Raw genomic sequence first — 13,688 nt, 5'->3', positions numbered from 1 at the left:
GCGGAACTGCGCGGTTGGCCAAGGTGAATAGGCGATCAAGGTTAGCGCGAGGCTGCGCGAGAGTTAGGGTCAAATGCGTAGTTCCACCTTGATCCTGCCCAACGAGGGCGATCAAGCGCCCGGACCTACCGTCGCTGCATATCCCGGCTCTCACCCGGAATCCGCACCTCCAGCCCGTCAAGCGCTGCGTCCAGCACGATCTGGCAGGCCAGACGGCTGGTGCGGGTAACCCCGGCGGCAAGATCAAGCATGTCTTCCTCATCCTCGCTGGCGCGGGGCAATTTGCCAAACCAGTCGGGCGTGACGATGACGTGGCAGGTGGAGCAGGCCATCTGTCCTTCACAAGTCCCTTCCAACGGCATGTCGGCGCTCTGCGCCACTTCGAGCAGGCGCGCGCCCGGCTCCGCCGCGGCTTCCACGCGTTCACCCTTGGCGGTAATGAAAGTGACCTTGACCATCATATTCCCTGCGCTTGCACTGCGGCTTCGATTGCCATGCAGGCCGTTTCTACTTCTTCGCGCGTGGTATAGCGCCCGAACCCCAGCCGGATCGAATTGCGCGCGGCCTTTGGCTCCAGACCGATCGCGCTGAGCACCCGGCTGGGCGCACCGGTGCCGCTGCCGCAGGCGGAGCCGGCGGAAAAGGCCACGTCGCGGCAATCGCTCATCAGCCGGGGAAAATTCACTCCCTCCAGCCGCAGATTGAGGTTGCCGGGCCAGCGCGCGGTCTCGCTGCCGTTGACAGACCAGCGCGAGAGGATCGACCGGGCGAGCTCCGCCAACCCCGACAGGTGCCGAAAATCCGCCTCCATACGCTCTTTCGCCAAGGCCGCCGCCGCGCCGAACCCGGCGCAGAGTGCGGGTGACAGTGTGCCGGACCGCAGCCCCCCTTCCTGCCCGCCGCCGTGGATCAGCTCCCCCACTTTGACCCCGTCGCGCACCCACAGCGCGCCGATCCCTTTGGGGCCATAGAGCTTGTGCGCGGTGACCGCGATCAGGTCCGCCCCTTCCGGTGGAGCCAGCTTGCCCGCGCCCTGCACACCGTCGCACAGGAACAGCGCGCCCAGATCGTGCGCGCGTTCGGCCAGGCGGGCCACGGGCTGCACCGTGCCGATCTCGTTATTGACCTGCATCACCGCGACGAGGCTGGTGCCCGTAGCAATCTCAACCTCCGGATCGACCAGCCCATCCGGCCCGACTGGCAGTTCCTGCAATTCCGCCCCGGTCGAAACCGCCGGGTTGACCACTGCCGAATGCTCGATCGCGGAATAGGCGATGCGGGTGTGCGCCATAGTGCGGATCGCCTGGTTGAGCGCCTCGGTCGCGCCGCTGGTGAAGATTACCCGGCCGCCCTTGGGCAACAGCCCCGCGACCTGTTCTCGCGCCACTTCTACCGCCGCCGCAGCCGCGCGACCCGCACGGTGCATCGAGTGCGGATTGGCAAAGCCCATCCCCTCTGCCCCGCCCATCCACGGCAGCATTGCCGCGCGGGCTTCGGGGGCCAGCGGCGTGGTCGCCTGGTGGTCAAGGTAGATGAATTTCGCGGACATGTTCGCAATCGTTGCTTTTCGGACCTGCGTTTCTATATAGCGCCTGCTTTCCGATCATAGCCCCAACCGGCCCGGCATGGCGAATAACCGCCCGCCGCGACTGGGGCGCCAGCAGGAACAGGTACGCAATTCATGCCTTCCGTGATTTTCCCCGGACCCGAAGGCCGCCTCGAAGGCCGCTTCCAACCCGCTTCGCGCGCCCGTGCGCCCGTCGCCATGATCCTTCATCCGCACCCGCAGGCCGGAGGCACGATGAACGACCGGATCACCATGGCGATGTACAAGACGTTCCAGGCGCGCGGGTTTGCCACGCTGCGCTTCAACTTTCGCGGCGTGGGCCGCAGCCAGGGCAGCTTTGACAACGGCATTGGCGAACTGAGCGATGCCGCAGCCGCGCTTGACTGGGTGCAGTCGATCCACCCCGAAGCCAGCACCACCTGGATCGCGGGCTACAGCTTTGGCGCGCTGATCGGCATGCAATTGCTGATGCGCCGCCCGGAAATCCGAGGCTTCATCTCGGTCGCGCCGCCAGCCAACATGTATGATTTCAGCTTTCTGGCCCCATGCCCGGCCAGCGGGATCATCGTTCAGGGCGCGGCGGACACGGTGGTGACGCCGAACGCGGTGCAAAAGCTGGTCGACAAGCTGCGCACGCAAAAGCACATCACCATCCACCACGAAGAAATCCCCCGTGCGAACCACTTCTTCGAAAACGAACAGGAAGATCTGATGCGTTCGGTGGACAATTACCTCGACATGCGCCTGTCGCCGGATTGCCCGATCCGGTAACTACCGCGTCAGCTGCTGCGCCACCGGGCTGGACCCGGTGGCGTCAGGCAGCGTCCAGATTGCCAGATTCACCGCTGCAACCACGGCCAGTATCAGCATCAGCACGGCCTGACGGCGATTGCCCTTGCGCCACATGGTAATTGCCAGAATCGGCAATCCCAGCACCGCCAACATCACCACCGACAGGACCGTGCTCAACATGGCTTAGCGCGCCAGTTTGCCCGCCATGCCGATAATGTCGTCAAGCGGATTGCCGTCTCCATCCAGATCGAGCAGCGAACCAAGCCCGCCCAGCGCGCCGCCGCCTGCCGGGGCAGACTGTTGCTGCCCACCGCCCAGCACCGAACCCAGCACGGAACCGAGCATTCCGCCCGCGCCGCCCTGCTGCCCGCCGCCCATGACCGAGCCGAGCACCGAGCCGAGCATCCCGCCTAGACCCCCGCCGCCTTGCTGATCCTGCTGCGCACCGCCGCCCTGGTGCGAAAGGTAGCCTGCCACCAGCATCGCCAGCAGCGGCAGCATCTTTTTGAGAATCGCGGGATCAATCCCGGTCTGCCCGCTGGCGTGATCGGCCACGGTGCGGCTGACATCCTTCGAACCAAAGATCTGCCCCAGCACGGAATTGCCAGCATCGACATTGGTCGGTTCGGGCCCGAGCACGTTGGTGGCGAGCCCTGCTCCGCCAAGCGAGCCGAGGATATTGATCAGGCCGCCCAATCCGCTTTCGCCGCCGCCCTGCGCCTGTGCGGTCTTGTTGAACCCGCCGACCACGGCCGGCAGCAACGCGCCTGCTCCAGCCTCTGCCATGGCCGGGGGAATGCCGAGTTGTTCGGCGATTGCGCCAATCCCGCCGGTCTGTTGCAGGATGTTGATAAGATCGGAAGCTGCCATGTTCTGCGAACCCTTTCGCGGCCGGGAGTGGCCAATGTGCCTGTGATCTAGACATTTACACCGGCGCTTGTCGAGCAGGGTTTGACACACCGCACAGCTGCCAGCAGTCTGACGTCATGACGAGGCAATTCACCACCACCCGGCGCGATACGCTTGCCCTGCTTGGCGCAGGCAGCGCCGCCATGCTGCTCGATGGCTGCGCGGCCACCGCGCATTCAACCCCTGCACCGCGCGATGCTGCCGCTCTGCTTGATGGCATTGCCTGGCAATTGCTGGAAGCAAGCCCTGAACAGGCGACCAGCCTTGGCGTCGATACCGGCACCCATGCGGCATTGCGTGGCAAGTTGGGGGACCGCTCAAAGGCCGGGCAGGCTCAGCTTGTGGCCCTGCTGCGCAAAGCGCTAAAACAGGTCGCAGCGGTCGATCCCGGCGCGCTCGATCCTGCCACCCAGACCAGCCTGGCCGTGGTCAACAGCGCGTTTTCGGTCGCCCTCGATGGCTTTGCCCTGCCCTATGGCGATGTCGCAATCGGGGGGTGGCGCAACACGCCCTATGTGGTGATCCAGAACGTCGGCGCCTATCTCGATACTCCGCGCTTCCTCGATGGCGATCATCCGGTGCGCGATGCGGCCGATGCCGAGGCTTACCTGTCGCGGCTCAGCGCCATGCCCGCGCAGCTTGATGGTGAACTGGAACGGCTGATCGAAGCCGGTCGGATCGGTGCAATCGCGCCATCGTTCCTGCTCGACAAGGCGATCCGCCAACTGGGGCTGGCCCAGGGCGATGCGGCCGCGTGCGGGGATATCGTGCAATCGCTGGTCCGCCGCAGCACGGCGATTCCTGGTGATTGGGAGCGCCGCGCGAGCGAACTTGCCAAAGGCCCGGTCGCCGCCGCGCTGGCCCGCCAGCTGGCCGAGCTCAAGGCTCAGCGCGCCAAGGCCAGCGACGATGCCGGCATGTGGGCGCGCCCGCGCGGCGATGAATGGTACGCCTGGGGCCTGCGTGCCAGCACCACTACGCGCCGCACCCCGGACGAAGTGCACAAGATGGGACTGGAACAGCTCGATCTGCTCCACGCCCGAATGGATCCCCTGCTGCGCGGGCTGGGCTTTACCAGCGGCACAGTGGGCGATCGGATGACCGCGCTGGGCAAGGACCCACGGTTCAGCTTCAGCAACGATGACAAGGGCCGCGCCGAAATCATCGCGCTGATGCAAAGCAAGATTGCCTTTATCCGCACCCGCCTGCCCGATGCCTTCCGCACGTTGATGAAGGGCAATCTGGAAATCCGCCGCCTGCCTCCGGCGGAAGAAGCCGGCGCGCCCGGGGCTTATGGCGGGGCGGGATCGATCGACGGGACGATCCCGGGCAAGATCTGGCTCAATCTTGGTGATGTCGATCGCCATAGCCGCTACAGCCTGCCGACTTTGGCGTTTCACGAAGGCATTCCCGGCCACGTCTGGCAGGGCGAATATGCCAACAGCCTGCCGCTGATCCGCTCGATCCTCGCCTTTAACGCCTATAGCGAAGGCTGGGCACTCTATTCCGAAACGCTGGGGGATGAACTGGGCACCTATGATGGCGATCCGGTGGGTCAGCTTGGCTATCTGCAATCGATCGCTTTCCGCGCCTGCCGGATGGTGGTGGATACCGGGCTCCACGCCAAGCGCTGGACCCGCGATCAGGCGGTGCAGTGGTTTGCCAGCACCAATGGATCGGGTCTGAGCGAGGTCGCGCCAGAGGTTGATCGCTATTGTTCCTGGCCCGGTCAGGCCTGCGGCTACAAGATGGGACACAGCGAAATCCTGGCCCAGCGCGAACGCGCCAGGGCAGCGCTGGGTGCGAAATATGACCTGCGCGATTTCAACGATGCGGTGGTAACCGGCGGGAATGTGCCGCTGGACGTGCTGGCGCAGAACGTATCGCGTTACATCGCGGGACAGCTTGGTTGAAGCGCTTTGCTGTCATCCAATTGCTGCTAAATAGTTGCCATCAGGGGGAACCGGCGGATCAATCCCGATTCGCCGCCCAGCCTTAGGAGTCGCATCCCATGTCGATTTTCAGCAAGATCAAGAACGCCATCTTCGGCCACAAGGAAGAAGCGCCCGCCCCGGCCGCAGAAGCCCCGGCGATCCCGATGACCACACCTGAAGCTGCCCCGGCCGCTCCCGCCGCTATGGCGGAAGTGGACGTTGAAGCCAGCCTCAACGCCATGACCGGCGCGGCCGATCTCAACTGGCAGAGCTCGATTGTTGACCTGATGAAGCTGCTCGGCATCGATGCCAGCTTTGAAAACCGCAAATCACTGGCCCACGAACTTGGCGATGCCGACTATTCGGGTTCGGCCGAAGAAAATATCGCGCTGCACAAGGCAGTGATGAACGCTTTGGCCGCCAACGGTGGCCGCGTGCCCGCCAGCATGCTTGACTGATCGCGATTACAGCAAAAGGAAAGGCCGCTGCGGGAAACCGTGGCGGCCTTTTTTTGTTTGGTCGGGAAAGTGGCTCTCTCCCCTTTGGGTGAGAGATACGCAGGCTTGGCAGCTTGTCTGCCTGGCCGGAGTTGAGAGGGGCAGCGCCGCGCACTCCCCTCTCCCAACCCTCTCCCCTCAAGCGGAGAGGGCAAACAAATCAATCCTTCCTTCCCAGTTGGTTATGGGTCTGAGACGAAGGGCTTGCCTTTCAGCCCCCACCAGACCCCCACCGGGATCACCAGTTCCAGCCCGCCAAGAAAGATGAACAGCCCGCTCGGCCAGCCCACCGCCACGACTGAAATCAGCCGCGCGAGACCGCCCGCAAAGAACACGGCCTGCATCGCCAGCACCAGGCCGGAACGCTGCGACAAGTCCTGCGCGGCCCAGATGTGGGCCAGGCCAAACCCCAGGAACAGCGTGGCATAGAACCGGTCTTCGCTGTCCATAATGGCGTTGACCGGCACCGATCCGGGGATCGATGCCGGTCCGAATGCAATGTGCACCAGGGCGATGGCTGCGCACACCGCCCCGAATGCAACCAGAAACCAGCGGAGCAGCCGCTGGCCCACGCTTATTTCTTGCCGAACAGTCCGGCAGCCATGCCGGCAATGTCGTTGAGCGGATTGCCATCGCCGTCACGGTCAAGCTGGCCCAGCAGCCCCGAAGCGATCGGGCTGTCCTTCAGCATCTGCGCGTACTGACCCAGCGAACCGGTGCCACCGATCTGCTCAACGATCTGGTTGAGCATGCCGGCATCAAGCCCGGTCTTGGCGGCAGCGGCTTCGACCGTATCGCCCGGCTCTTCATGCGACTGGCCCAGTGCGGCGATCGCCTTTTCGGCCATTGCCGGATCAATCCCCAGCTTGCTGGCAAGGTTGCCAACGTCGGCGTGCTGGCCAACCTGGCCAAGGATGCTGTCAAAAATACCCATGTTGCGACTCCTGAAAAGTGGAAGGCGCGATCATGCGCCCCCGAGATGGCAGTTCCAAGTCAAATCGCGGCCAGATCAGGTTCCACCCAGCCCCGCCGCGCGGGCACCGAAAACAGCAGATCGGGTGAATAGAAGCTGAGCGGCCAGTTGCGGTGCGCCATCGGACTGGCCAGCAACATATTGACAGAACTCAGCAAGTCGCGCTCTACCAGTCCCGCCAGGAAGCGCCGTGTGCCCGTGATGTACAGCTGGGTCAGCGTTTCGTGATAGCCCTGGGTATCATCGTTCACGCCGCCCACGGCTGCGTTGTAGCTGCGGATGATGCCGGGCAAATCGGCTTCGGGGTGGACGTCAGGACGTTCGAGCAGCAGCCACAGGCAGGCGGCCAGATGCGCTTCATGGGTCCATTCGGCCTTGGGCAAGGTGCGCGCGAGCAAGCCTTCGCCGACATGGCGAATGGCACCGGCGGTTTCAAAAAATCGGATTGGATGGTCGGACATGATCGGAAGCTCCGGGTCATTATCGACCCGGCAGCTTCCGGGTCAGGTCAGGCAGCGACCAGTGCCGCTGCCTTTACATTATCGTCAACGTAATCAACGAATTGGAGGAAGTTATCCGCGAACAGGCGGACAAGTTCACGCGCCGTCTTGTCGTATTCCGCAGCATCGGCCCAGGCGCCGCGCGGATCGAGCAGCTTGGTGTCCACACCCGGCACCGAAACCGGCACTTCAAAGCCGAAGTTCGGGTCCTTGCGGAATTCAACCTCGTTCAGGCTGCCATCGAGCGCAGCGTTGAGCAGCGCACGGGTGGCCTTGATCGGCATGCGCTTGATCCCCGGCATGGTGGCCTTGCCGCCCGACCAGCCAGTGTTGACCAGCCAGCATTGCGCCCCGCCCTTGGCGATGCGTTCCTTCAGCAGGTTGCCATAGACCGAGGGGTGGCGCGGCATGAAGGCAGCGCCGAAGCAGGTGCTGAAGGTCGCTTCCGGTTCGGTCACGCCGATTTCGGTGCCGGCCACCTTGGCGGTGTAGCCCGACAGGAAGTGGTACATCGCCTGTTCGGGCGTGAGCCGCGCGATCGGAGGCAGCACACCGAAGGCGTCTGCTGTTAGGAAAATGATGTTCGACGGCGGCGGGCCGAGGTTTTCATCGCTGGTGTTGGGGATGAATTCGATCGGATAGGCGCCGCGGGTATTCTCGGTCTTGCTGGCGTCAGTGAAGTCCAGATCGCGCGTCGCCTCATCCATCGCCACGTTTTCAAGGATCGTGCCGAACATCTTGGTGGTGGCGTAGATTTCCGGCTCGCCCTCGGCCGAAAGGTTGATCATCTTGGCATAGCAGCCGCCTTCGAAATTGAACACGGCCTGATCCGACCAGCCATGCTCGTCATCGCCAATCAGCGTGCGGCTGGCGTCAGCCGAAAGCGTGGTCTTGCCGGTGCCCGACAAGCCAAAGAAGATCGCGCTGGTGCCGTCCGGGCCAATGTTGGCGCTGCAATGCATCGGCATCACGCCCTGTGCTGGCAGCAGGAAGTTGAGCAGGCCGAACACGCCCTTCTTCATTTCGCCCGAATATTCGGTGTTGCCAATCAGGATCAGCTTTTCGGTAAAGTTGACCGCGATCACCGTGTCGCTGCGGCAGCCGTGACGCTCCGGATCAGCCTTGAAGCTGGGCAGGTTGAGAATGGTGTATTCGGGCGCAAAGCTGGCCAGTTCTTCCGCCGTCGGGCGCACCAGCAGGGTGCGCACGAACAGGCTGTGCCAGGCCATCTGGGTGATGACGCGCACGGCGACACGGTATTCCGGCTGGCTGCCGCCGAACAGGTCGGCAACAAAGAGTTCGTCCTTGTCCTTGATCGCGGCGAGGAAATCGGCCTTGAGGTTCGCCCAGTGCTCACCCGACATCGGCTGGTTGATCTTGCCCCAGTTGATCGTGCTTTCGGTGGCATCGTCGCGGACAACGAATTTGTCCTTCACGCTGCGCCCGGTGAACTTGCCGGTATCGACCAGCAGCGCACCGTCCTTGGTCAGTCGGCCTTCGCCGCGCTGCAACGCATGTTCCACCAGCGGCGCGGTGCCGAGGTTGGCGAGTAGCTTCGCGTTGGTTGAAATGCCCTGCTTTTCAAGCGGATAGGAAAGCGCACCGGTCAAGGTCATCTCCGTCAATCAGGTTGTGAGCGCACACCGCCGCGCGCCCGGCCGCTGCATACGAATGCAGAAGAGTCGAGGGGCGCATAGTCGAGCGCGGCGATTCCGTCAAACAAGCTTGGCTATTCCGGCAAAAAGGCTGTCAATCAATCGTTTACATCGATGTCAGCATGGCCATTTGCCACATGCCCCCAGACAGGCTAACCCGTTCACCCCGCACAACAATGCCAAGAGCCGTATGGCCGACAGTGCCCCCACTCCGCAGCAGACGATCGCGCTGGTTGATGACGATCGCAACATCCTGACCACGGTCTCGATTGGCCTGCAGGCCGAAGGATTCGCCACGCGGGTCTATTCGGACGGGGCAACCGCGCTCAAGGCGCTGCTTGAAAACCCGCCAGACCTCGCCGTGTTCGACATCAAGATGCCGCGGATGGACGGACTGGAACTGCTGCGCCAGCTGCGCGAGAAGAGCGGCCTGCCGGTGATCTTCCTGACCAGCAAGGACGAGGAACCGGACGAAGCGCTGGGCCTGGCCATGGGCGCGGATGACTACATCACCAAGCCGTTCAGCCAGCGCCTGCTCGTCGCCCGGATCCGTGCGATCCTGCGCCGGGCCGAACTGATCCGCGGCGAAGTGGAACTAACCCCCAGCGAGCCGCCGAGCGACGCGCTGGAACGCGGGCGGCTGGCGATGGATCCGGCCCGCCACCACGTGACCTGGTCCGGACAGCCGGTATCGCTGACCGTCACCGAATTCCTGATCCTGGAAGCTTTGGCCGCGCGCCCCGGCGTGATCAAGAGCCGCAACCAGCTGATGGACGCAGCCTACAGTGACGACGTGTTCGTCGATGATCGCACGATTGACAGTCACATCAAGCGCCTGCGCCGCAAATTCCGCGCCGCCGATCCCGAATTTTCGGCGATCGAAACGCTGTATGGCGCGGGCTATTCCTTTACCGATGGCTGATCCGGCCGAACCGCGCGACGGCCCGATCCAGCTGTTCTGGACTCGCCGCACTTCGCTCACCGCGCGGATTCTGGCGGTCAACATCATCGCGCTGGGACTGATGGCGGGAAGCCTGTTTTACCTCGACAGCTACCGCAAGCAGCTGCTGGCAGAGCGGTTCCGGCTGGCCCAGGCCGAGGCGGCGATCACCGCTGATGGCCTGTCCGAAACCCCGATATCCGGCCGCCGCGCCCTGATTGACCGGGTGGCGCGCGAACAGAAATTGCGGCTGCGGCTCTACAATTCCAAGGGCGAGCTGCTGCTCGACAGTTTCCAGATCGCCGGGCCGACCTTTACTTTCATCGATCCTGAGGGGGAAAGCCTGTACCTCAAGGGTGGCCGCGTGCTTGACCGGGGGATGAATTTCCTGCTCGGCACGCCGCCGCTGCCCCCCTACCGCGATCCGCCGCAAGAAAGCTCCTCTGCCTGGCCCGAACTGGCGCAGGCCATGGCCAGCGGAAAGGCCGTGGTGGTGCAGCGCGCCGCGCCAGACGAAACCCCGGTAATCAACGCCGCCGCACCGGTGGGCGTGCGGGGAGAGTTGCTGCTGACCACCCGCAACGCCACCGACATTACCCAATCGGTGCGCGATGCGCGCCAGACGCTGGCAATCGTGCTGGGGGTTACGCTGATCATCTCGATCCAGCTTTCGCTGTTCCTGGCGCGAACCATCGTCCAGCCCTTGCGCACGCTGGTTCGGGCAGCGGTGCGGGTGCGCCTGGGGCGAGACCGCGCCGTGGTAGTGCCCCGCCTGCCCGAACGCCGTGATGAGATCGGCCTGCTCGCCCGCGCGATTTCCGATATGACCGCCGCCTTGCGCCGCCATATCGACGGGGTCGAAAGTTTTGCCGCCGATGTCGCGCACGAAATCAAGAACCCGCTGGCATCACTGCGCAGCGCACTTGAAACGCTTGAGAAAGTGCAGGACCCGGCGCTGCGCCAGGAATTGACCCGGATCGCTGCCCACGATGTTCGCCGGATCGACCGACTGGTAACCGAGATCGCCGAAGCCAGCCGGATCGACGCGGAATTGAGCCGCACCCAGTTTGTCCCCGTGGATCTTGGTGCGCTCGCCACCATGCTGGTCCGCGCCCGGGCGGAACGGGCGACCGGCAGCACCTGCACAGTCGCCGTCGCGCCGCAGGGCCCCGGCCCGTTTGAAGTGCCAGGCGATGCCGCGCGGCTCGAACGGGTACTGGAAAACCTGCTCGACAATGCGGTGTCCTTCTCCCCATCAGGGGGCGAAGTCAGGGTAGAGCTGGAACGGCGCGACGGCCGGGTTCTGCTTGCAGTCATCGACCAGGGCCCCGGCATTCCCATCGAAGCACGCGAACAGGTGTTCGAACGCTTCCATTCACTGCGCCCCAGCGAAGAGGATTTCGGCAGTCATTCCGGCCTTGGCCTGGCTATCGCCCGGACCATCGCCGAAGCGCATGACGGCACCCTGACCGCGACCGATCGCCGCGATGGCCAGAGCGGTGCGCGGCTGGTGCTGAATTTGCCAACCGTGGCCGATGAAGAGGACGAGGAATGAGCCTGGTCCATGCGGCCAGCTGCGTTGCGATTGGCGGCCGCGCCATATTGATCGAAGGGCCCAGTGGTAGCGGCAAGAGCACGCTTGCGCTGGCCCTGATCGATCGCGGCGCCACTCTGGTGGGGGATGACGGGGTAACGCTGGAACGGCGCGCTGACCGGCTTTACGCCAGCCCCCCGCCCCGCATCACCGGCCTGCTGGAAGTGCGCAACCTGGGCCTGCTGCCCTTCCCCACCACTCAGGACGTGCCGGCGGCGCTGGTGCTGCGACTGGATCGGGATGCCCCGCGCTTTATCCAAGCGGCGGACCATTGCACGCTGGGCGGCGTTACCCTGCCGCTGCTGCGCCTGTGGCCAGGCGGCGCGGAACTTGCGCTCAAGGCGCAGCTGGCGCTGGAACGCTATGGGCTGGCCTGACCCGGTTCAGGCCGGTTTGTCCTTCAGGAATTCAACCAGCCGGTCCCGCCAGACGCGGTAGCCCGCACGGCTGGGATGCAAGGCGTCGTTGAACAGATCCCGCCGCTGCAAACCCTGATCGTCGGTGAACGCGGGATAGAGGTTGAGAAACCGCAGCCCCTTGTTCGCGGCAACATAGGCCTGCAGCCGCGCGTTGACGGGCTGCACCAGATCGCGGTTCTTGGCCGGGTCCTCGGTAGGCAACAGCGACTGGATCACAATCCGCGCACCGGGCTTGCGTTCCTGAATGCGCGCAACCACGGCCAGCACGCCCTGATAGATACTGTCAGTCGCCGGCGCCTCGGCATCGAACGAATTGTTGATCCCCAGCATCAGGAACACCGTGTCAGGCGCCAGATCACGCCGGTCCAGCCAGCCCTGACCGCCTTTGGCCGCTGGCAACAGGCGGTGCAGGACATGTTCGATCCGGTCGCCCGACACCCCCAGGTTGAGCGCGGTCATTTCCGGCACTTTGCCGCCAAAGCTTTCATCCCAGATCGCCCGGCCGCAATAGAGGCCAGGGAACCACGGGTTGGCATCAAGGTGCCAGAAATCGGTGATCGAATCCCCGACGAACAGGATCCGCACCGGCCGCAGGCTTTTCTTTGCAGCCAGTTCCTTTGAAATGTCCGCCGCACGCTTTTGCCAGTAATCAACCCGCGGGGCCGGGGTTTCGGACTGGAACCGGCCCGCTGGCGCAGCCAGAGCGGTGCCTGCGGCGACCAGTGCCAGCAACGCCGCCGCCGCGCCTGCCCATATTCTGCGCTGCTGCATTTCAAACTCTCCCTCTGCTCCGGATACCGGATTGCTGGCAGGCTAGACCAGACGGGCTGCTCGGCAAGCGCCGGGTATACGTATACACGCGGGTTTGTCCCGGTTCGGTTCACCGCAAGGCGCGCTCCAACCGCCCGCTCTTGACCGGCCCTGCCCCATGCTGTTCATCTGCCAGCAAGGTTTGTCTGAACAGGCAATCCGCAGGGGCAGCTTGAAGGAGGAACCAGATGCGTACTATTCCCGCCCGGCCCGGAACCCTGTTCCTGCTGGCCATGCTTTCCCTGCCTCTATCGGCCCAACTGGCCGCCCAGCCGCAGACTGATCCCAGCATCATCGTGAATGGCGAACGGCCACTTGATCTGGCTCAGCTGGCCGCCGGGCCCGAAGTTAAAGGCGTGATTTCCGCCCGCACCGGCACCCGGCTGCGGGTCACCACTGCCGATGGCACCAGCATGCCGATCGCCCTTACCGAAACAACCCTGGTCAAAACCAGCGGCGGCCTGTTTGGCAGTGGCAAGAACAAGCTGGGCACCGACGCCTTGCTCAATGGCCTGCCGGTGACGATCAAGACCTTGCAGGCCCCGGACGGGCTGATCGCCAGTCAGGTCACTTTCCGTAACGGCGATTTCAAGACCGCCAGCATGATCCGCAACGCCACCGCGCAAGGCTTTGCCGAGCAGACCGCGGCGACCGAGGCGCTGCGCGGCCGGATGGGCGATATCGACAAGTACAATATCAAGAGCACAACCAACGTTTATTTCGACACCGGCAAGGCCTTGCTATCGCCTCAGGCCAAAGCCGAATTGTGCAGCACCGCCAGCATGGCCGAGGCGACCGACAACGCGCTGATGCTGGTAGTGGGCTACACCGATTCGGTTGGCAGCGATGAATACAACCAGACCCTCAGCGAAAAGCGCGCCGGCAGCGTGATCAACTATCTGCAGCAGGCCTGTCGCTGGAAACCCTATCGCATGCTGACCCCCACCGGCATGGCCAAGGCCGACCCGCTGGCCAGCAACGACACGCCAGAGGGCAAAGCCCAGAACCGCCGGGTTTCGGTGAACATCCTGGTCAGCAAGAGCGTCGACGGGATTTAGGGTCAGGGCCTAGGGTCAGGACCTATTAACCGCGCCTTCG

At 64.0% G+C, this 13,688-nt stretch carries 16 protein-coding genes; 7 read left to right on the top strand and 9 right to left on the bottom strand.

The annotated features are described in order from the left end of the window. Positions 1-125: 125 nt before the first annotated feature. Both MNBBLIKP_RS06725 and MNBBLIKP_RS06720 read right to left on the bottom strand, forming a co-directional pair. Positions 126-458, bottom strand: coding sequence for a 2Fe-2S iron-sulfur cluster-binding protein (locus MNBBLIKP_RS06725; RefSeq protein ID WP_088308933.1), 333 nt, complete (start codon positions 456-458; stop codon positions 126-128). After that, the gene (locus tag MNBBLIKP_RS06720; protein WP_088308759.1) at positions 458-1,549 is read right to left on the bottom strand and encodes a cysteine desulfurase family protein; all 1,092 of its coding nucleotides are present in this window, start codon (positions 1,547-1,549) and stop codon (positions 458-460) included. The genes MNBBLIKP_RS06725 and MNBBLIKP_RS06720 overlap by 1 nt, the downstream gene beginning before the upstream one ends. A gap of 132 nt (positions 1,550-1,681) precedes the next feature. Between MNBBLIKP_RS06720 and MNBBLIKP_RS06715 the strand changes: the two genes are divergently transcribed. Then, a complete protein-coding gene (locus MNBBLIKP_RS06715) occupies positions 1,682-2,338 on the top strand; it encodes an alpha/beta hydrolase (RefSeq protein WP_088308757.1) in 657 nt (218 codons plus the stop codon). On the opposite strand, the gene MNBBLIKP_RS06710 is transcribed toward MNBBLIKP_RS06715, so the two are convergent. Then, entirely contained in the window at positions 2,339-2,539 is a 201-nt protein-coding gene (locus tag MNBBLIKP_RS06710; protein WP_254912942.1) for a hypothetical protein, read from the bottom strand. A gap of 3 nt (positions 2,540-2,542) precedes the next feature. Further along, a complete protein-coding gene (locus MNBBLIKP_RS06705; protein ID WP_088308755.1) occupies positions 2,543-3,229 on the bottom strand; it encodes a DUF937 domain-containing protein in 687 nt (228 codons plus the stop codon). Between the two features lie 116 nt (positions 3,230-3,345). On the opposite strand from MNBBLIKP_RS06705, the gene MNBBLIKP_RS06700 reads away from it, so the two are divergent. Next, positions 3,346-5,181: a DUF885 domain-containing protein gene (locus MNBBLIKP_RS06700; RefSeq protein ID WP_088308753.1), complete on the top strand. Its 1,836-nt coding sequence runs from the start codon at positions 3,346-3,348 to the stop codon at positions 5,179-5,181. Between the two features lie 98 nt (positions 5,182-5,279). Then, the gene (locus MNBBLIKP_RS06695) at positions 5,280-5,660 is read left to right on the top strand and encodes a DUF3597 domain-containing protein (RefSeq protein WP_088308751.1); all 381 of its coding nucleotides are present in this window, start codon (positions 5,280-5,282) and stop codon (positions 5,658-5,660) included. A gap of 221 nt (positions 5,661-5,881) precedes the next feature. On the opposite strand, the gene MNBBLIKP_RS06690 is transcribed toward MNBBLIKP_RS06695, so the two are convergent. The 4 genes from MNBBLIKP_RS06690 to MNBBLIKP_RS06675 are packed head-to-tail and all read right to left on the bottom strand — an operon-like array spanning position 5,882 to position 8,788. Then, positions 5,882-6,271, bottom strand: a complete 390-nt coding sequence (locus tag MNBBLIKP_RS06690; RefSeq protein WP_176399697.1) for a DUF4345 domain-containing protein — start codon at positions 6,269-6,271, stop codon at positions 5,882-5,884. Positions 6,272-6,273: 2 nt separating this feature from the next. Beyond that, positions 6,274-6,633 (bottom strand): hypothetical protein, encoded by a 360-nt coding sequence (locus MNBBLIKP_RS06685; RefSeq protein ID WP_088308747.1) that lies wholly within the window; start codon positions 6,631-6,633, stop codon positions 6,274-6,276. A 59-nt stretch (positions 6,634-6,692) separates the two neighbouring features. Continuing rightward, on the bottom strand, positions 6,693-7,133 hold the full coding sequence (locus tag MNBBLIKP_RS06680; protein WP_176399696.1) for a hypothetical protein: 441 nt from the start codon (positions 7,131-7,133) through the stop codon (positions 6,693-6,695). Between the two features lie 47 nt (positions 7,134-7,180). After that, positions 7,181-8,788 carry a phosphoenolpyruvate carboxykinase gene (locus MNBBLIKP_RS06675; RefSeq protein ID WP_176399695.1) on the bottom strand — a complete coding sequence of 536 codons (1,608 nt, stop codon included), beginning with the start codon at positions 8,786-8,788 and terminating at the stop codon, positions 7,181-7,183. A gap of 229 nt (positions 8,789-9,017) precedes the next feature. Here MNBBLIKP_RS06675 and MNBBLIKP_RS06670 point away from each other — a divergent pair, with 229 nt between their 5' ends. The 3 genes from MNBBLIKP_RS06670 to MNBBLIKP_RS06660 are packed head-to-tail and all read left to right on the top strand — an operon-like array spanning position 9,018 to position 11,738. Next, positions 9,018-9,749, top strand: coding sequence for a response regulator transcription factor (locus MNBBLIKP_RS06670; RefSeq protein WP_088308745.1), 732 nt, complete (start codon positions 9,018-9,020; stop codon positions 9,747-9,749). Continuing rightward, entirely contained in the window at positions 9,742-11,322 is a 1,581-nt protein-coding gene (locus tag MNBBLIKP_RS06665) for a sensor histidine kinase (RefSeq protein WP_088308743.1), read from the top strand. Before MNBBLIKP_RS06670 ends, MNBBLIKP_RS06665 begins: the two co-directional genes overlap by 8 nt. Next, positions 11,319-11,738 carry an HPr kinase/phosphorylase gene (locus MNBBLIKP_RS06660; RefSeq protein WP_088308741.1) on the top strand — a complete coding sequence of 140 codons (420 nt, stop codon included), beginning with the start codon at positions 11,319-11,321 and terminating at the stop codon, positions 11,736-11,738. Before MNBBLIKP_RS06665 ends, MNBBLIKP_RS06660 begins: the two co-directional genes overlap by 4 nt. Before the next feature lie 6 nt (positions 11,739-11,744). Here MNBBLIKP_RS06660 and MNBBLIKP_RS06655 read toward each other — a convergent pair whose 3' ends face one another. Further along, positions 11,745-12,551: an SGNH/GDSL hydrolase family protein gene (locus tag MNBBLIKP_RS06655; protein ID WP_088308739.1), complete on the bottom strand. Its 807-nt coding sequence runs from the start codon at positions 12,549-12,551 to the stop codon at positions 11,745-11,747. A gap of 227 nt (positions 12,552-12,778) precedes the next feature. Between MNBBLIKP_RS06655 and MNBBLIKP_RS06650 the strand changes: the two genes are divergently transcribed. After that, positions 12,779-13,648, top strand: coding sequence for an OmpA family protein (locus tag MNBBLIKP_RS06650; protein ID WP_088308737.1), 870 nt, complete (start codon positions 12,779-12,781; stop codon positions 13,646-13,648). The last annotated feature ends 40 nt before the right edge of the window (positions 13,649-13,688 follow it).

This window comes from Novosphingobium sp. B 225 (assembly GCF_002198665.1).
Classification (GTDB): Bacteria; Pseudomonadota; Alphaproteobacteria; order Sphingomonadales; family Sphingomonadaceae; genus Novosphingobium.
Note: the sequence above shows the minus strand (reverse complement) of the source record. Positions and strands in the feature narration are given on the sequence as shown.